The organism is Saccharopolyspora erythraea NRRL 2338 (assembly GCF_000062885.1).
Classification (GTDB): Bacteria; Actinomycetota; Actinomycetes; order Mycobacteriales; family Pseudonocardiaceae; genus Saccharopolyspora_D; species Saccharopolyspora_D erythraea.
The window spans coordinates 4,094,623-4,111,716 of the sequence record NC_009142.1; the positions used below are offsets into that span (position 1 = coordinate 4,094,623).

The following is a 17,094-nucleotide window of genomic DNA, read 5'->3' on the forward strand; positions in this document are numbered from 1 at the left end:
AGACAAAAGTCAGTGATCCCGATCACGTCGCAGCACCGGATGTTCCCCCTTCGTCCACGGAGCGGCGCATGACTGGTCCTTCTGCCCCACTGCACGGCGTGCGCGTGCTGGAGATCGGGGCGTTCATGGCGGCCCCCTTCGCCACGATGCAGCTGGCCGATCTCGGGGCCGACGTCGTCAAGATCGAGAACCCCGAGGGCGGTGACCCGGTGCGCCAGACCGGCCCGTTCCTCGACGGCCACTCCTCCCCGTTCGCCCGGCTCAACCGCAACAAGCGCTCGGTGGCGGTGGACCTCAAGACCGAGCAGGGCAAGGACGTGCTGCGGCGGCTGCTGGCCGAGACCGACGTGCTGGTGGAGAACCTGCGCCCCGGCGCGCTGACGCGTCTGGGCTTCGGCTATCCCGAGGCGCGCCAGATCAACCCCGGGCTGGTCTACGTCTCGGCGTCGGGATGGGGCCAGGACGGGCCGCTGGCCGCCCAGCCCGGCCTGGACATCATGGCGCAGGCCAGATCGGGGCTGATGAGCATCACCGGCACCCCCGACGGCACGCCGACCAAGGTCGGGGTGCCGATGTGCGACCTGGTGTGCGCGCTGTACGGGGCGATGGCGGCGGTCGCGGCACTGCGGGCGCGCGAGCACACCGGGCAGGGCCAGCACATCGACGTCAACCTGCTGGAGTCCGGCGTGTCCTTCGCGGTGTGGGAGGCCGGGACCTACTTCGCCACCGGTGAGGTCGGCGCTCCGCTGGGCTCGGCGCACCAGACCACCGCGCCGTACCAGGCGGTGCGCAGCAGCGACGGCTGGGTCACCATCGGCGCCACCACGCCCAAGACCTGGCCGGCGTTCTGCCACGCGCTGGGACTGGACGAGTTGCTGGAGGACTCCCGCTACACCAACGCCTTCGACCGTCAGCGCCACCGCGACACCCTGATCCCGGCCATCGAGGCCACCACCGGCACGCGCAGCACCGAGTCGCTGGTGAAGGTGCTGGTGGAGGCCGGGGTGCCGTGCGCGCCGATCGCCACCATGGACCAGGTCTTCGGCGACGAGCACCTCAACCAGCGCGACTTCTTCTGGGACGCGCCGCATCCCGACCTCGGCGGGGTGCGCCAGATCGGCTCGCCGATGCGCTTCTCCGCCACCCCGGTCCGGCGCGGTGCGGCCGGTCCGGTGCTGGGCGCCGACACCGCCGACGTCCTCGGCGAGGCCGGTTTCGACTCAGAGGACATCGACCGGTTGCGCCGTGCGGGCGTGATCGGGCACTGACCCCCATCCGGGGTGAGGCGGCTCGAGGAGGAGCAATGCGCGAGTTCTTGCGGACGGCCGTGGCCGTCTCGTGCGCGGCCGCCCTGGCCGGGTGCGCGATGACCGAGGAGGTCGTCGGCGCGGGGGCACCGCGTCCGTCGGGGGACGTGACGATGGTTGTGCCCTTCGCCGCCGGCGGCGGCAGCGACATCGCCGGGCGGGCCATGGCGCGGGGCCTGGAGGCCGCCGAGCCGGGGCTGCGCATCACGGTGGACAACCGCGACGGCGGGGCGGGCGCGGTCGGCTACTCTTACTTCCTGGCCAAGGCGGGCTCACCGGACTACCTGCTGGCCACCGAGACCTCGCTGATCTCGCTGCCCCGCAGCCAGGACGTGGCCTTCTCGCACCGCGACTTCACCCCGGTGTTCAAGCTCGGCGAGGACTACACGCTGCTGGTCGCGCGGCAGGACTCGCCGATGAACACCTGCGACCAGGCGGTGCGGCGCAGCAAGGAGCAACGGGTGCTGGCCGGGATCTCGGGTGCGGCGGGCCCGGATGCGATCGTCTTCGAGCTGATGCGGCGGCGCGAGGGCGCCGGGTTCGACCAGGTTCCCTACGAGTCCGGCGGGGAGACCCTGGCGGGGCTGCTGGGCGGACAGGTCGAGCTGGCCTCGCTCAACCCGAGCGAGGTCGTCGGTCAGCTGAGGGCGGGCCGGCTCAAGGCGCTGTGCGTCTTCGCCGACACCCGCTACGACTACCCGGAGCTGGCCGCGATCCCCACCGCCGCCGAGCAGGGCGTGGAGGTCTCCTTCGCCCAGTTCCGCGGGGTGATCGCCGCGGGCGGCCTGGACCCGCGGGCGCGGGAGTTCTGGATCGCCGCCGCCCGCGAGTACGCCGCCTCGCCCGGCTACGCCGAGTACGTGCGCTCGGAGTACCTGCAACCGAAAACGGCGTTCGGCGCGGAGTTCGCCGAGTACCTGCGCGCCAACGACGCGCTGCTGGCGGAGGTGGTGGCGCGGTGAATCCGGCGCGACGACAGGAGATCGTGCTCTACGGCGGTCTGGTGGTGCTGGGCGTGGCCGTGGCGGTCAGCGCCGTGGGCTACGGCGTGGTGCTGCCCCGCGGCCGGGTCGGCCCGGGGTTCCTGCCGCTGGCGGCGGGCGGGCTGCTGGCGGTGCTTTCGGCGCTGCTGCTGCGACAACGGCTGCGCGCGGCCCCACCGCCGCAGGAGCCGGAGGGCACCGACCAGCAGGGGCGTGACGCCCGCCAGCGCCAGCGAATTCTGCTTCGGGTGTTCGCACTGCTGCTCGGCGCGCTGCTGGTGATGCCGGTGCTGGGCATGGTCGTGTCCTTCGGGCTGCTGGTGCTGGTGATCTCCACCTGGCTGGAGGGGCGGCGCTGGCCGCAGGCGCTGCTGATGAGCGCCGGGTGCGCGGTGGCCACCCACCTGGTGTTCGCGGTGCTGCTGCGGGTGCCGCTGCCCACCGGAGTGCTGGGTTTCTGACGAGCCGGAGGAGGCGTCGTGCTCGACAACCTGTGGCTGGGGCTGACCACCGCGTTCACCCCGCAGAACCTGCTGTGGTGCTTCGCCGGGGTGCTGCTGGGCACCGTCATCGGGCTGCTGCCGGGGATGGGCTCCAGCACCGGCATCGCGATCCTGATCCCGCTGACGCTGACCGTGGAGCCGGTGACCGCGCTGATCATGCTCGCCGGCATCTACTACGGCTCCCAGTACGGCGGCACGATCACCTCGGTGCTGCTGTCCACGCCGGGCGAGGCCGCCAGCGTGGTGACCACGATGGACGGATACCAGATGGCCCGCCAGGGCCGGGCCGGTGCGGCGCTGGCGATCGCGGCGATCGGCTCCTTCGCCGCGGCGATCCTGTCGCTGGTGCTGCTGGCCGCGCTGGCGCCGCCGTTCGCGGAGTTCGCGCTGCGCTTCGGGCCCGCCGAGAACCTGGCGGTGATGGTGCTGGCGCTGGTGACCATGGTGGCCTTCTCCACCGGGTCCAAGCTGCGCGCCGGCGCGATGGCCTGTGCGGGGGTGCTGCTGGCGTGCGTGGGCATCGACGCGGGCGGCGGGCAGGCCCGCTACACCTTCGGCAACGTCAACCTGCTCTCGGGCATCCCCTACGTCGAGGTCGTCATCGGCCTGTTCGCCGTCGGCGAGGTGCTGCACCAGATCCACGCCGGGGCCGCCGAGCCGATCCGCGCCCGCTTCCGCGACCTGTCGCTGCGCCGGTCGGAGCTGCGCGAGTCGGCCGGTGCGATCGGCCGCGGCAGCGCCCTGGGTTTCCTGCTCGGCTGCCTGCCCGGCGCCGGCTCCACCCTGGCCTCCTTCATCGCCTACGGCGTGGAGAAGCGGGTGTCGAAGAACTCCGCGCGGTTCGGTCACGGCGCCATCCAGGGCGTGGCCGCGCCCGAGAGCGCCAACAACGCCGCCGCCAACGCCAACTTCATCCCGACGCTGACCCTGGGCATCCCCGGCGGCGCCACGACCGCGGTGCTGCTGGGCGCGCTGACCGTCTACGGGTTGCAGCCGGGCCCGCTGCTGTTCGCCGAGCAGCCGGAGCTGGTGTGGGGCCTGCTGGTGTCGTTCTTCATCGGCAACGTGATCCTGCTGGTGCTCAACCTGCCTTTGGCGCCGGTGTTCGCCCAGCTGCTGCGCATCCCCTACGGCTACCTGTACCCGATCATCCTGGTCACCAGCTTCGTGGGCGCCTTCGCCATCGACAACAACGTCTTCAGCGTGTGGCTGGTGCTGGTGTTCGGGGTCGTCGGCTACGGGATGAAGCGCTTCGGGCTGCCGATGGCGCCGCTGGTGGTCGGCGTGGTGATCGGGGCGCTGTTCGAGAAGGCGCTGGTGCAGACCTCGGCGATCCACGACGGCAACCTGCTGCTGGTGTTCACCCGGCCGATCGCGGTGGTGATCCTGGCGCTGGCCGCCGCGCTGGTGGCCGGCCCCGCCGTGCTGCGGCGCCTGCGTTCCCCGCGTACCGATGAGGAGATCCATGTCTGACGAGCTGATCACCACCCGCCAGGGCCCGGCGCTGCACGTGCTGTTCAACCGGCCCGCCCAGCGCAACGCCCTGACCTGGACGATGTACGACGGGCTGGTGGAGGCCTGCGAACGCGCCGACGCCGACGAACAGGTGCGCGTGCTGGTGCTGCGCGGTGCCGGGGACGAGGCGTTCGTCGCCGGCACCGACATCGGCCAGTTCAGCGAATTCAGCTCCGGTGAGGACGGCATCGCCTACGAGCGGCGGGTCGAGCGGGTCCTGGACCGCCTGGAGACCACGCGGGTGCCCACCGTCGCGGCGATCTCGGGCTACTGCGTGGGCGGCGGGCTGGCCGTGGCCGCGGTGTGCGACCTGCGGGTGTCCACGCCGACCGGCCGCTTCGGCGTGCCGGTGGCCCGCACGCTGGGCAACTGCCTGGCGATGAACACCTACTCCCTGCTGGTGCACCACCTCGGGCCCGCCCGCGCGCTGGACGTGCTGCTGCGCGCCCGGATGCTCACCGCCGAGCAGGCCCACGCCGCCGGGTTCGTCGCCGAACTGACCGACGACCTCGATGCGACAGTCGAGGCCGTGGTGGGTCTCCTGGCCCAGCACGCGCCGCTGACGATGTGGGCCGCCAAGCAGGCCGCGCGGCGGCTGCGCCTTGCGAACCTGCCCGACGGCGACGACCTGGTGCGCGCGGTGTTCGGCAGCGAGGACTTCCGGCACGGGGTGCGCAGCTTCCTCGACAAGGAAAAGCCCCGCTGGACCGGCCGCTGAGCGGTAAGCGAGGTAGCACAGCGGCTTCAGAGGTCGGCGGACGTAGCCGATGCGGGCGCACTGGGTTGTTGCGCCCGTGGTAGGGCGGTGAAACGCCGGGTCGAAATGGCGACGAGAAGTCCGAGTGCGGCATAGGTTGCGCCGAGCAGGCTGGCGGCCGACCATCCCGCGGCGCTGTAGGCCCAGGTGGTGGTGATCGCACCGAGCGCGGAGCCGAGGGAGTAGAAGGCCATGTAGGCGCCGATGACGCTGCTGTTCTGGTCGGGGCGGGCTGTGGTGAGCAGATGCTGGCTGCTGACGTGAACGGCTTGCACGGCGAAGTCCAGGACGACGACGCCGATGATCAACAGCCACAGCGATGCCCCCGCCTGGGCGACCAGCAGCCACGAGGCCGTGAGCAGGGCCAGCGACCAGCCGGTGACCACGGGCGCCAGGCCGCGGTCGGCCCATCGGCCGGCCCGGGCCGCGCCCAGCGCCCCGGTCAGCCCGGCGAGTCCGAACAACCCGATCTCGGTGGTGCCGAAGTGCCACGGCGCGTCGCCGAGCGGGAGCGCCAGTCCGCTCCACAGCGTGCCGAACGAGGCGAACAGGAAGAACGCGACCAGTCCGCGGCTGAGGAAGAGCCGGTCGCCGACGAGCAGACGACCCAGCGATGGCAGCAGCTGCCCGTACCGTGCTCGGGGACGGCGGACGTCGGCCTCGAGCGTGAACCGGGCGGCGAGCGCGAGCATCGCGCACAGCCCGGCGAGAACGAGGTAGACCATGCGCCAGCCGGTCAGCTCGCCCAGCGTGCCGCCGACCACCCGCACTCCGAGGATCCCGATGACCACGCCCGAGGTGACCGCCCCGATGTTGCGGCCGCGCTCGCCGGTCGGTGAGACGGCGGCGACGTAGGCCACCGTGATCTGCACGACCACGGCGAACAGTCCGGCCAGGGCCAGGCCCGCGATCGCGATGCCACCACCGGGAGCGGCGGCGGCCACTCCCGCACCTGCCGCGGTGAGCAGCAAGTGCACCGTGATGAGTCCGCGGCGGTCGAACAGGTCACCGAGCGGGACCAGCAGCACCAGCCCCGCGAGATAGCCGATCTGGCCGGCGGCGACCAGCCACCCCAGTGCTCCTTCCCCCAGACCCAGGTCCTCGCCCGCGGCCTCGAGGACCGGCTGGATGCCGTAGATGGTCGACACCGCCACCGCACACACCAGCGCGAGCACACCCCGCTGCCTCCCGGTCAGACCTGGCTGCATATCACCCTCCAATAGGTTTCAAAATGAAACCTATTGGAGGTTAGGGCATACTGGTTTCAGATTGCAACTCACCACGGAGGGGCCAGTGGACGTCTCACTCGCCGCAGGAAGCGCTTGGACCGACCCGGCCTGCCCGGTCGCACGGACCGTCGACCTGATCGGCGACCGGTGGAGCCTGTTGATCATCCGCGACGCGATGGACGGGGCGACCGCCTTCACCGAGTTTCACCAGCGGCTGGGAATCGCCCGCAACATCCTCACCGACCGGCTCCGCAAACTCGTCGAGCACGGCATCCTCGACAAGAGCGCCGCCGCCGACGGCAGGCGACACACCTACCGGCTCACCGAAGCCGGGCACGACCTGTTCACGGCCGTGGTCGCTCTGCGCCAATGGGGCGAGCGCCACGCCTTCGCCCCAGACGAGCCGCACTCCGTTCTCGTCGACGACCGGGGGCGGCGGCTTCCCGAGCTCCACGCGCTCGGCCACGACGGGGCGCCGCTTTCCGCCGAGGCGTCGCACGTTCGGAAAACCGCCTGAGCCGGCCGCACAGAACCCGCCCCCTCGGGCCCCGCGCCCCCAGCCGCCGCGGAACTCGAGAGCGCACGGCAACGCGTCGTCAGCCCTGGGCGCTGGTCAGAGCTGGGCGGCCAGCGGGATGCAGACCTCGACCCCGACGTTCTCGCCGTCCTCCAGCAGGCCGCCCTGGCGCAGGCGGGTCACGTCGAGGTCCACCCCGCGCGCCTCGGCCTGCACCAGCAGGGCGAGCACGGCGGGGTGGTTGGCCCCGTCGATGGCCGGCACCGGGTCATCGTGGCGCCAGCCGACCACGAGCTCGGGTCCGGCGGGCAGCTGCCCGGTCTCGACGCGGTGTCCGGGCAGCGACCAGTTGTCGGGCAGCGGACGGGCGACCGGCCGGCAGCACAGCAGCTCGACGGCATCGGGCTCTTGCGGTGACACCCGCATCGAGGTCCAGAACGCGCCGGTCGGGGCGTTGCCCTCGGCGGCCAGGGCTCGCCACAGCGCGGCGAAGGCCTCGTTGGCGTGCTCGGTGGCGGCGTCCTCGTCGTCGGGTTCGCCGGTCTCGGTGAGCACCACGCCCACCCAGTGCCGCGCCGGGGCCTGGCGCTGCTGGACGTCGAAGTCCTGGGCGCCGCTGCGCAGCAGGACCTCGGCGGCCTCCAGCGCCTGCTCCTGGCGGCGGCGTTCGGCCTGCACCGCCTCGCGGTGCTCGGACAGGACCTCGGCGGCCGCCGCCGGACCGGTCAGCGCGCGCTCGGCCTCGGCCAGCCCGACCCCGGCCGCGCGCAGCGCCTTGAGCCGCACCGCGGTGTCCAGTTGCGGCGCCGAGTACCGCCGGTAGCGCGACCAGGGGTCGACCACGGCGGGCCGCAGCAGGCCCTGCTCGTCGTAGCGGCGCAACGCCTTGATGCTCAGCCCCGTCAGCTGCGCGAATTCTCCGATGTTCATCACGCCGACCAGTCTGCGGTCTCCCCCGGGGGAAGGGTCCAGCAGCGGCTCACAGGGGCTCGCCCAACGGCCCGAACTCGTCCTGGAGCGCGACGGCCCAGTAGGCGGCGAAGTCGGGCCGGGTGCCGTCGGCGTCGGTGAAGCCGTACTCGGGGTAGAGGCCCGCGGTCGACAGCGCCCGGCCGCTCTTGTCCATCACCCGGGGGTCGGCAGCCAGCGCCGCCACGGCCCGTCCCAGGTAGGCGGGTGTTTCGGAGTGGGCGAAGTGCGGGTCCTGCGACACCGCGTCGCGCCAGTTGTCCTCGGTGACACCGAAGTGGTCCAGCACGGCCTCCGAGCGCAGGAACCCGGGTGTGATCGCCACCGCCGCCACCCCGTGCGGGCGCAGTTCGGCGGCCTGGGCCTGGGCCAGCCGGATGACCGAGGACTTGGCCAGGTCGTAGAACACCGTGCCCCGGTAGCGGGCGGTGTTGCCGTCGGTGACCTCCACGACCAGGCCGCGACCGCGCGCCACCATCAGCGGCAGCGCGTGGCGGCTGGTGACGATGTGGGTCTCCACCGCCTGGCGCAGCAGCCTGATGCCGGTCTCGAGGTCCTGCTCCCACATCGGGTGCTCCCAGTCCACCAGCGGGTCGCCGCCCCAAACGGCGTTGACCAGCACGTCGAGCCTGCCGTCCTGTTCGGTGGCGATGCGTTCGAGCAGCGTGCGCACCTGCTGCTGGTCGCTGTGGTCCACCCGCACCGCGATGCCGGTGCCGCCGGCCGCGCTGACGCGCTCGGCGGTGTCCTCGATGGTCTCCGGGCGTCCCATCTCCGAGGCGCCGGAGCGGCTGCTGCGCCCGGTCACGTAGACGGTGGCGCCCGCGGCGCCGAGCTCGACGGCGATCCCGCGCCCGCCGCCCCGGGTGGCTCCGGCGACCAGTGCGATGTGTCCCTGCAACGGCTTGTCGGTGTTCACCTGCGGCCCTTCTCCGAGTTCGACCCTACGATAGTAAATGTTCATTCATTTATTAACAAGTAGAGTCTGCCGCATGAGCCCACGCCCGCAGGCCTTCACCGACGACGAGCTGCTCGACGCCGCCGCCGCGACCATCGACGACCTCGGCCCCGCCCGGCTGACCCTGGCCGACGTGGCCGAGCGCACCGGCGCCTCTCCCGCCACCCTGGTCAAGCGCTTCGGGTCGAAGAAGGGACTGCTGGCCGCGCTGTCCGCCCGGGGCGCCGACGCGCTGCCCGCGGTCTTCGCCCAGGCCCGCACCCGCCGGCGGCAACCGTTGGAGGCGCTGGTCGAGGCCCTGTCGGAGCTGGCCGCGGGCATCCGCACCCACCAGCAGATGGCTCACCACGTCGCGTTCCTGCTGATGGACCTGTCCGACCCGGACCTGCTCGCCCGCGCACGGGACTTCGCGGCCGGCCTGCGCACGGCAGTGGGCGACCTGCTCGCCGAGGCCGCCGACACCGGCGACCTGCACTGCCCGGATCCGGAAGGGCTGACCGCGGCGGTGGTCACCGCCTACCACGGCACGATGATCGCCTGGGCCATCGAACCGGAGGGTGTGCCCGCGCAGCGCCTCGGCGAGCGGCTGCGCTTCATCCTCGCCCCTTACCGCACCGCGTCATGACGCCCTGCGGCCGCTGGACGACTCAAACCCGGGCTGCCATCTCCGCCAGCGTCAGCACCGTCTTCCAGTTGCGGGCGGTGGCCGAGACCCCGAGCTGCTTTTCCAGGTAGGCGTTGGTGAAACGGCTGCGACCGGCACCGTCGGGGTAGTGCAGGTACAGCTCCCGCCCGGCGAAGCGGAACTGCTCGCGTCCCCCGCCGGGCACCTCCAGCCCGGCCTGCCGCCGCGGGTCGGGCTCGGCGTCGAGGAAGACCACGTGCAGCTTGGCCAGGTCGGTTTCGCGTTCCAGGAACGGATGGCCGGCGGCCACGCGCGCGAACTCCTCGGCCGAGCGGGTCTGCACCAGCGTGCTGACCCCGAGTCGGGCGGCGACGCGGTTCTGCACCTCAGCGGCGACCCCGCCGGGGTCGTCGGCGATGAACACGACGTTGCCGCTGCGCAGGTAGGTCGCCACCGGTTCGCAGCCCAGCTCCTGGAAAACCGCGCGCAGGTCGGCCATCGCGATGTTGGTGCGTCCGCCCACGTTGATCCCGCGCAGCAGTGCGATGTGGGTGCTCATCCTGTCCCCTCCCCAGGCGAGTGCGCAGTGTAGAAGCCGCCCCCGACAGCGGCGGCGCGTGCCACCACTCCACCATTTACGCGAATCTTCTTCACATTATGTGGGTGGGGTGGCTAGCGTCCACGACCATGACCCTCCGGCGCTGGATCACCGCGTTCGCCGCGCTCGCCCTGCTGCTGGGACTCACCACACCCGCGCAGGCCGCCCAGAACCCGCCCCCGCTGACCGACCTCGACGGCACCCCGCTGGTGCCGCGCGGGCTCAACAACGGCCACAGCGCCAAGGAGTCGGCCGACGCGATGGCCTGGACCGGTCCCGGCGACATCGCCGCCGAAGCCGACAGGATCGGCTCCAACTCAACGCGGCTGCTGGTGTTCTGGTCCCGCCTGGAGCCCCGCCCCGGCCACTACGACGAGCACTACCTCGACGCCGTGGCCCAGCGGGTGGCCTGGTACGAGCGGGCGGGCATGCGCGTCGTGCTCGACATGCACCAGGACATGTGGGGCCCGGCCGTGGCGGGCTCCTCGCCCAACAACGGCGCCCCTGCCTGGGCCACGCACTTCGACGGCCTTCCCGCCACCGTGCAGGACCCCTGGCCGCTGACCTACCTGCAGCCCGGCGTGACCCGCGCGTTCGACCACTTCTGGGGCACCACCGGCCGCCACCCCGAGCTGCGCGAGCACTTCACCGCCGCCTGGCGCCACCTCGCCCAGCGCTTCGCCGGCTCGCCCGCCGTGCTCGGCTACGACCTGTTCAACGAGCCCTGGGGCGGCAGCGTGCCGTGGCCGCTGTTCGAACGCGACCTGCTCGGACCGCTCTACCAGCGCCTCATCACCGAGATCCGCACCGTCGACCAGCAGCACTGGATCTTCGTCGAACCCCAGGCGCTCGGAGTCAACCAGGGCCTGCCTTCGGCGCTGCCCGCGCTGCACGATCCCCGCACGGGAGCGCCGCGCATCGCCTACGCCCCGCACTTCTACCCGACCCTGCTCGGCGCCGGGCAGACCTATACCGGAGCCACCAAGGCGCTGGTGCGCAACACGATGCGCTGGTGGTTCGACGCCAACGCCGCCACCGCGCGACGGCTGGGAGCACCGATGGTGGTCGGCGAGTTCGGCCTGGACGCCACCAAGCCCGGCGCACTGGAGTTCGTCGACGACGTGCTGACCGAAGCCAGCCGGCGAGGTGCCGGCTGGTGGTACTGGTCCAACGACCCCGGCGGCTGGGGACCCTACGCACCGGGAGGCGGCTGGGCGCCGCTGGCCGACCACCTGGCCTCGGGCTGAACCCGCCACGACCGCTCAGCGGCGTGCTTCGGCCACGGCCTCGGTGGCGGTGTCGCGGCAGGTGAAGTGCCCGAGCAGCCCGGTGAGTCCCAGCAACCGCCGCACCGGTCCGGTGCCCGGCACCACGTACAGGTCGATACCGCGGTGCTCGGCCCGGCGCTGGGCGTGGATGAGCAGCTCCAGGCCCGAGCTGCTGGAGTAGGTGACGCCGGAGAGGTCGAGCACGACCGCACGCAGCGAGGCCGCGGTCAGGCGCTGGCGGATCAGCTCGGTGAGGCGGGGCACGCAGGCCAGGTCGATCTCGCCCTGCATGGACACCACCACCACCCCCGGCGACGGCCACTCCACCGACAGGCGCAGGGTCGCCATCGCGCAGCTGGAGCGCATCGGCGGGTCGCCGGGCGAGCGGGGTGCGGCGATGAGTCCGAGACCGGGTGACCACCCGGCGGGCGGGCGAGGCGTGCCGGATCTGAAGACGATCACGCTACCTCCATGGATTCGGACTGCCGCTGCCGCGGCGGCGGGGCGAGCCGCCCTGCCGGACTCCCGACCTCCCTCATCGCCCCCGCGACAGGGTCTGCTCCGCTGCTGCCTCCACCGTAGGAGCCCGTCCGACTCCCAACAAAGACTCGCCACTTTCGTGTGACACGCACTCACGGCCGAGTGGCGATCAGCGGAATCACGCCTCCCGCGAGTACGGCCTCCACCTGCCGGGGTGACAACCGGTGCCGAGCGCGGATGACCAGATCGCGGCTGGTGTCGCGGATCGTGATCTCGTTGTCGGAAAGCTCGCGGCGCAGGTCCGACAGCTCCAGGACGTCGCCGACCTCGATCCGGTCGTAGTCGCCCGGGTCGTCGAACTCCAGCGGCACGATGCCGAAGTTGGACAGGTTCTGCCAGTGGATGCGCGCGAAGGACCGCGCCAGCACCACCCGCAGCCCCAGGTAGCGCGGGGCGATCGCGGCGTGCTCGCGCGAGGAGCCCTGGCCGTAGTTGTCACCGCCGACCACCGCGTGCCCGCCCACGACATCCCGCGCGCGCTGCGGGTAGTCGGAGTCGACACCGGCGAAGCTGAACTCGGCCAGCGCCGGGATGTTGGAGCGCAACGGCAGCGCCCGCGCCCCGGCCGGGGAGATCTCGTCGGTGGAGACGTCGTCGCCCGCCTTGAGCAGTACCGGCAGCTCCAACCGGTCGGGAAGCTCGTCGAACTCCGGCAACGCCGAGACGTTGGTGCCCTTGAGCAGCTCCACCTGCAGAGCCTGCTCCTCGGGCAGCGGCGGCTCCAGCATCGCGGTGTTGACCGACGCCTTCTCCGGCAACGCCGGCTCCGGGTACTCGATCCCCAGGTCGCGCGGGTCGGTGATGACGCCCATCAGCGCCGACGCGGCGGCGGTCTCCGGCGAGCACAGCCACACCGAATCCTCCCGCGTCCCCGACCGGCCGGGGAAGTTGCGCGGGAAGGTCCGCAGCGAGTTCTGCCCCACCGCCGGCGCCTGCCCCATCCCGATGCAACCCATGCACCCCGCCTGGTGGATCCGCGCCCCGGCGCTGATCAGGTCGAACGTGGCCCCCATGCGGGTCAGGTCGGCCAGGATCTCCCGCGAGGTCGGGTTGACGTCGAAGCTCACCGCCGGATCGGCCTGCCTGCCGCGCACCATCGCCGCCGCGATCGCGAAGTCGCGCAACCCCGGATTGGCCGAGGACCCGATGACCACCTGCCCGATCGCGGTACCGGCGACCTCGCGCACCGGCACCACCTTGTCCGGCGCCGACGGCTGGGCGATCAGCGGCTCGACCTCGGAGAGATCGATGGTCTCCTCGACGTCGTACTCGGCGCCGTCGTCGGCGGTGAGCACGGTGAAGTCCCGCTCGCGGCCCTCGGCGCGCAGGAACTCCCACACCGCCGAGTCCGACGGGAACACCGTCGTGGTGGCCCCCAGCTCGGCCCCCATGTTGGCGATGACGTGGCGGTCCATCGCCGCCAGGCCCGCCAGGCCCGGCCCGTGGTACTCGATGATGCGGTGCACCCCGCCGGAAACCCCGTGGCGGCGCAGCATCTCCAGGATGACGTCCTTGGCCGACACCCACGGCCGCAGCGACCCGGTCAGCCGCACGCCCCACACCTCCGGCATCCGGATCCGCAGCGGACGGCCGGCGATCGCCATCGCCACCTCCAGCCCGCCGACCCCGATGGCCAGCATGCCCATACACCCCGCCGCGCAGGTGTGGGAGTCCGAACCGACCATGCTCGCCCCCGGCACCCCGAAGCGCTGCATGTGCGTGGGATGCGAAACCCCGTTGCCCGCCTTGGAGAACCACAGCCCGTAGCGCCGGCAGGCCGATCGCAGGAACCGGTGGTCCTCGGCGTTCTTCTGGTCGGTCTGCAGCAGGTTGTGGTCGACGTACTGCACGCTGGTCTCGGTGCGCGCCCGGTCCAGCCCGAGCGCCTCCAGCTCCTGCATCACCAGCGTGCCCGTCGCGTCCTGGGTCAGCGTCTGGTCGATGGCCAGGGCGATCTCGCGCCCCGGGACCATCTCGCCTTCCACCAGGTGCGCGCCGATGAGCTTGTGGGCGAGTGAACGCGGCATGTTGCGGCCTCCCCTGCAGCCGGCCAGTCCCACTGCGAACTACCCGCGCCACCGCGCCCCGAAACGATCTGCGCGGAGCCGCGGCCGCCGAAGCCTTCCCGAACGCTTCATCGGGAGGGTGCGGTTTCCGATGTGGACGAGGCTGCCGTCGCGATCGCCGACCCCGTGCGCAGGCAGATCTCGCTACTACCCCGCGCAGAAGCCCCACTTCGAACAACTGCGCTGCCCCGCCCTCACCCGGCCGCCCGCGCGTAGACGAACACCTGCGGCTCCACCGCAAAAGGCCGGTCGGACTCGCACACGACCTCCACCTCGCGCAGCTCCTCCACCACGAACCCCGCGCCGGAGACCACCTCGCCCAACGCGCGCGGCGAGTACGCCGTCACCGTGAGGTCGGCGCCCAGGAACGACATGCGCTCGGCGTCGGAATCGCCCTGCACCATCGCCAGCGCCAGCAGGCGCGGACCCCGCAACCGATCCCGCACCGACTCCAGCACGGCCGAGACCTCCGCCCGCGACAGCATCAGCAGCGAGAAGAACGCCGTCACCGCGTCGAAATCACCGAGCCCGGCATCCAGCGCCCGCATGTCACCGCGCACCAGCCGGGCCCCGGGAACGCGCCGCGCCGCCAGCTCCAGCATCCGCGGCGACTCGTCGACCCCCACCACCTCGACACCGGCGCCGTCGAACTGCTCGGCGGTCGGAAAACCCGTCCCGCACCCCAGATCCAGCACCCGCGCACCCCGGGCGGGCAACCGGTCGATCACCCACTGCCCGGCCAGGCGCTGCGCGCGCAGCTCCTGGGTCTCCTTCACATACCGCTCGCCGATCACGTCGAAGGCAGCCTCCACCATGGCTCAAGACTGCCAGCTCACGGCTCAGCCGAACACGTGCTCACCCATCGGTGCGGCGTGCCGACCACCGGAGGACTCCCACTCCACCGACACCTCCAGCACCAGATCCTCACCGACGGCGTCGACCAGCACCCGGTGTCCCGACGAGAGCTCCCCGTCGATCACCATCGCCGCCAGCCGGTTGTCCAGCTCCCGCTGGATCACCCGCCGCAGCGGCCGCGCCCCGAACTCCGGCTGGTGGCCCCGCTCGGCCAGCCACGCCACCGCGGCCTCGGTGACCTCCATGCCGATGCCCCGGGCCAGCAGCTGCTGGTAGGTCCGCTCCAGCAGCAGCCCGGTGATCTCCCGCAACGCCGCCGGGCCCAGCGGCTGGAACACCGTCACGTCGTCGATGCGGTTGATGAACTCCGGGCGGAAGAACGAACGCAGCTCCTCCAGCAGCTCCAGCGCCGAGTCCCCGGCCGAGCCACCGGCGTCGAGGATGCGGTCGGCACCGATGTTGGAGGTCATGATCACCACGACATTGCGGAAATCCACGCTGCGCCCCTGCGCATCGCTCAACCGCCCCTCGTCGAGCAACTGCAGCAACGTGTTGAAAACGTCCGGGTGCGCCTTCTCCACCTCGTCCAGCAGCAGCACCGAGTACGGCTGCCTGCGCACCCGGTCGGTCAGCTGCCCCGACTCGCCGTAGCCGACATAGCCCGGCGGGGCCCCGATCAGCCGCGACACCGTGTGCTTCTCCTGGAACTCGCCCATGTCGAAGCGGATCAACCGCTGCGCGTCACCGAACAGCGCCCGCGCCAGAGCCCGCGCCAGCTCGGTCTTGCCGACCCCGGTCGGCCCCAGGAACAGGAAACTGCCGATCGGCCGCTCCGGATCGGCCAGACCCGCACGCGCCCGCCGCACCGCCTCGGCCACCGACCGCACCGCCGCGTCCTGACCGATCACCTTCGACCGCAGCACCTTCTCCAACCCCAGCAACCGCTGCTTGTCGGCCGCGGTCAGGTCCGACACCGGGATCCCCGTCCGCCGCGACACCACATCGGCCACGTCGTCACGCCCCACGCTCGGCTGGTGCTCGGCCGAAGAACCGGGATCGTTCGGCGAACCACCCCGCAGCAACCGCACCCGCGAGCACGCCTGGTCCAGCAGGTCCACCGCCTTGTCCGGCAGGAACCGGTCGGCGATGTAGCGCTGCGACAACCGCGCGGCGGCCACCAGCGCGTCATCGGCGATCACCACCCGGTGGTGGAGCTGGTAGCGGTCCCGCAGGCCCCGCAGCACCGCCACCGTGTCACCCACCGACGGCTCGGCCACCAGGATCGGCTGGAACCGCCGCTCCAGCGCCGGATCCTTCTCGATGTGCTTGCGGTACTCCTCCACCGTCGTCGCACCGACCACCTGCACCTCGCCGCGCGCAAGCGCCGGCTTGAGCATCGTGCCCGCGTCCATCGTGCCCTCACCGGCCCCCGCGCCGACGATGCCGTGGATCTCGTCGATGAACACCAGCACCTCGTCGCGGTGCTGGCGGATCTCGTTCATCAGGTCCCGGAACCGCTGCTCGAACTCGCCGCGGTACTTGGCCCCGGCCACCATCCCGGCCAGGTCCAGCGACACCACCCGCCTGCCCGCCAGCGACCACGGCACCGCACCGTCGACGATCCGCTGCGCCAGGCCCTCCACGATCGCCGTCTTGCCCACGCCCGGATCACCGATGAACACCGGGTTGTTCTTGGTGCGCCGCCCCAGCACCTCCACGGCCTGTTCGACCTCCTGCGAGCGGCCCACCACCGGATCCAGCCGGCCCGCCCTGGCCAGCTCGGTCATGTCCATGCCGAACTCGTCCAGCTTCGGCGTCGTGCTCAGCACCGAGGGCCGCGCGTTCGGCCGCGTCCGCTCGCTGCGCTCCATCGCCCGCGCCAGCGCCCGCCCGGCCACCGAGTCGGCGTCGGTGGCCAGCCCGAGCAGCACGTGCCGCGCCCCCACCGCGTCGGCACCCTCGCTCAACGCCTGCTGGTGCGCTCCGAGAAGCGCCCGCCGCGCCGACGACGACAGCACCGGCTTGCCCTGCGCCTGACCGCCCAGCGCGTCGTAGGTGCCCGCCACCGTCCGCACCGCCGAGGCCAGCTCCTCCACCCGCACACCCGAGTCGCCCAGCATCCGCGCCGTCGGCCCCACCTGCGTCACCGCCCACAGCAGGTGAGCGCTGTCGAGCTCCCGGCTGCCCCACTCCACGGTCGCCCGGATCGCCTTCGACACCACCTCGTGGGCCTGCTCGTCCAGCAGGTTGCCCAGCTCCAGCCCGCCCGGCCCGGGCGCAGGCTGCGACACCGCCGGACCACCGGCGGAATGCACCTCGAACAACTCGCTGAGCAGCGAGTCGAAGGCGGCAGAGGAATCTCCGGCACTGCCGCGACTCACGAACTGACCTCCACGCACACCGC

General features: G+C 72.0%; 16 protein-coding genes. 8 read left to right on the forward strand and 8 right to left on the reverse strand.

Going from position 1 to position 17,094, the window contains the following annotated elements; all coding sequences use genetic code 11:
• The first annotated feature begins 68 nt into the window (after positions 1-68).
• The 5 genes from SACE_RS18125 to SACE_RS18145 are packed head-to-tail and all read left to right on the forward strand — an operon-like array spanning position 69 to position 5,026.
• Complete coding sequence (locus tag SACE_RS18125; protein WP_011874134.1) at positions 69-1,268, forward strand: CaiB/BaiF CoA transferase family protein; 1,200 nt, start codon at positions 69-71, stop codon at positions 1,266-1,268.
• A 35-nt stretch (positions 1,269-1,303) separates the two neighbouring features.
• Positions 1,304-2,269: a tripartite tricarboxylate transporter substrate binding protein gene (locus tag SACE_RS18130; protein WP_009948542.1), complete on the forward strand. Its 966-nt coding sequence runs from the start codon at positions 1,304-1,306 to the stop codon at positions 2,267-2,269.
• Positions 2,266-2,751, forward strand: a complete 486-nt coding sequence (locus tag SACE_RS18135) for a tripartite tricarboxylate transporter TctB family protein (RefSeq protein ID WP_009948540.1) — start codon at positions 2,266-2,268, stop codon at positions 2,749-2,751. The genes SACE_RS18130 and SACE_RS18135 overlap by 4 nt, the downstream gene beginning before the upstream one ends.
• Before the next feature lie 18 nt (positions 2,752-2,769).
• The gene (locus SACE_RS18140; RefSeq protein WP_009948538.1) at positions 2,770-4,266 is read left to right on the forward strand and encodes a tripartite tricarboxylate transporter permease; all 1,497 of its coding nucleotides are present in this window, start codon (positions 2,770-2,772) and stop codon (positions 4,264-4,266) included.
• A complete protein-coding gene (locus SACE_RS18145) occupies positions 4,259-5,026 on the forward strand; it encodes an enoyl-CoA hydratase/isomerase family protein (protein ID WP_009948537.1) in 768 nt (255 codons plus the stop codon). The genes SACE_RS18140 and SACE_RS18145 overlap by 8 nt, the downstream gene beginning before the upstream one ends.
• A 26-nt stretch (positions 5,027-5,052) precedes the next feature.
• Here the strand turns inward: SACE_RS18145 and SACE_RS18150 are convergent, their stop codons facing one another.
• Positions 5,053-6,273: an MFS transporter gene (locus tag SACE_RS18150; protein WP_011874137.1), complete on the reverse strand. Its 1,221-nt coding sequence runs from the start codon at positions 6,271-6,273 to the stop codon at positions 5,053-5,055.
• 85 nt (positions 6,274-6,358) lie between these two features.
• Here SACE_RS18150 and SACE_RS18155 point away from each other — a divergent pair, with 85 nt between their 5' ends.
• Positions 6,359-6,811, forward strand: coding sequence for a winged helix-turn-helix transcriptional regulator (locus tag SACE_RS18155; protein ID WP_009948535.1), 453 nt, complete (start codon positions 6,359-6,361; stop codon positions 6,809-6,811).
• Positions 6,812-6,907: 96 nt separating this feature from the next.
• Here SACE_RS18155 and SACE_RS18160 read toward each other — a convergent pair whose 3' ends face one another.
• Positions 6,908-7,741 carry a MerR family DNA-binding transcriptional regulator gene (locus tag SACE_RS18160; RefSeq protein WP_009948534.1) on the reverse strand — a complete coding sequence of 278 codons (834 nt, stop codon included), beginning with the start codon at positions 7,739-7,741 and terminating at the stop codon, positions 6,908-6,910.
• A gap of 49 nt (positions 7,742-7,790) precedes the next feature.
• Complete coding sequence (locus SACE_RS18165; protein ID WP_009948533.1) at positions 7,791-8,699, reverse strand: SDR family oxidoreductase; 909 nt, start codon at positions 8,697-8,699, stop codon at positions 7,791-7,793.
• A 73-nt stretch (positions 8,700-8,772) separates the two neighbouring features.
• On the opposite strand from SACE_RS18165, the gene SACE_RS18170 reads away from it, so the two are divergent.
• Complete coding sequence (locus SACE_RS18170) at positions 8,773-9,363, forward strand: TetR/AcrR family transcriptional regulator (RefSeq protein WP_009948532.1); 591 nt, start codon at positions 8,773-8,775, stop codon at positions 9,361-9,363.
• Between the two features lie 22 nt (positions 9,364-9,385).
• Here the strand turns inward: SACE_RS18170 and SACE_RS18175 are convergent, their stop codons facing one another.
• Positions 9,386-9,922: a DUF1697 domain-containing protein gene (locus SACE_RS18175; protein ID WP_009948531.1), complete on the reverse strand. Its 537-nt coding sequence runs from the start codon at positions 9,920-9,922 to the stop codon at positions 9,386-9,388.
• Positions 9,923-10,050: 128 nt separating this feature from the next.
• On the opposite strand from SACE_RS18175, the gene SACE_RS18180 reads away from it, so the two are divergent.
• The gene (locus tag SACE_RS18180) at positions 10,051-11,208 is read left to right on the forward strand and encodes a glycoside hydrolase family 5 protein (RefSeq protein ID WP_009948530.1); all 1,158 of its coding nucleotides are present in this window, start codon (positions 10,051-10,053) and stop codon (positions 11,206-11,208) included.
• A gap of 15 nt (positions 11,209-11,223) precedes the next feature.
• On the opposite strand, the gene SACE_RS18185 is transcribed toward SACE_RS18180, so the two are convergent.
• From SACE_RS18185 to SACE_RS18200, 4 genes are all read right to left on the reverse strand, one after another.
• Positions 11,224-11,691 carry an STAS domain-containing protein gene (locus SACE_RS18185; RefSeq protein WP_009948529.1) on the reverse strand — a complete coding sequence of 156 codons (468 nt, stop codon included), beginning with the start codon at positions 11,689-11,691 and terminating at the stop codon, positions 11,224-11,226.
• 170 nt (positions 11,692-11,861) lie between these two features.
• Complete coding sequence (locus tag SACE_RS18190) at positions 11,862-13,796, reverse strand: aconitate hydratase (RefSeq protein WP_009948527.1); 1,935 nt, start codon at positions 13,794-13,796, stop codon at positions 11,862-11,864.
• A 233-nt stretch (positions 13,797-14,029) separates the two neighbouring features.
• Complete coding sequence (locus SACE_RS18195) at positions 14,030-14,650, reverse strand: class I SAM-dependent methyltransferase (protein WP_009948526.1); 621 nt, start codon at positions 14,648-14,650, stop codon at positions 14,030-14,032.
• A gap of 24 nt (positions 14,651-14,674) precedes the next feature.
• Positions 14,675-17,071: an ATP-dependent Clp protease ATP-binding subunit gene (locus SACE_RS18200; protein WP_052635541.1), complete on the reverse strand. Its 2,397-nt coding sequence runs from the start codon at positions 17,069-17,071 to the stop codon at positions 14,675-14,677.
• Positions 17,072-17,094 lie beyond the last annotated feature (23 nt).

Excerpts from the sequence above, each read along its gene's own strand:
- SACE_RS18125 (WP_011874134.1), top strand. The coding sequence starts at position 69 with ATGACTGGTCCTTCTGCCCCACTGCACGGCGTGCGCGTGCTGGAGATC.
- SACE_RS18130 (WP_009948542.1), top strand. The coding sequence starts at position 1,304 with ATGCGCGAGTTCTTGCGGACGGCCGTGGCCGTCTCGTGCGCGGCCGCC.
- SACE_RS18145 (WP_009948537.1), top strand. The coding sequence starts at position 4,259 with ATGTCTGACGAGCTGATCACCACCCGCCAGGGCCCGGCGCTGCACGTG.
- SACE_RS18150 (WP_011874137.1), bottom strand. The coding sequence starts at position 6,273 with ATGCAGCCAGGTCTGACCGGGAGGCAGCGGGGTGTGCTCGCGCTGGTG.
- SACE_RS18160 (WP_009948534.1), bottom strand. The coding sequence starts at position 7,741 with ATGAACATCGGAGAATTCGCGCAGCTGACGGGGCTGAGCATCAAGGCG.
- SACE_RS18170 (WP_009948532.1), top strand. The coding sequence starts at position 8,773 with ATGAGCCCACGCCCGCAGGCCTTCACCGACGACGAGCTGCTCGACGCC.
- SACE_RS18175 (WP_009948531.1), bottom strand. The coding sequence starts at position 9,922 with ATGAGCACCCACATCGCACTGCTGCGCGGGATCAACGTGGGCGGACGC.
- SACE_RS18180 (WP_009948530.1), top strand. The coding sequence starts at position 10,051 with ATGACCCTCCGGCGCTGGATCACCGCGTTCGCCGCGCTCGCCCTGCTG.
- SACE_RS18190 (WP_009948527.1), bottom strand. The coding sequence starts at position 13,796 with ATGCCGCGTTCACTCGCCCACAAGCTCATCGGCGCGCACCTGGTGGAA.
- SACE_RS18195 (WP_009948526.1), bottom strand. The coding sequence starts at position 14,650 with ATGGTGGAGGCTGCCTTCGACGTGATCGGCGAGCGGTATGTGAAGGAG.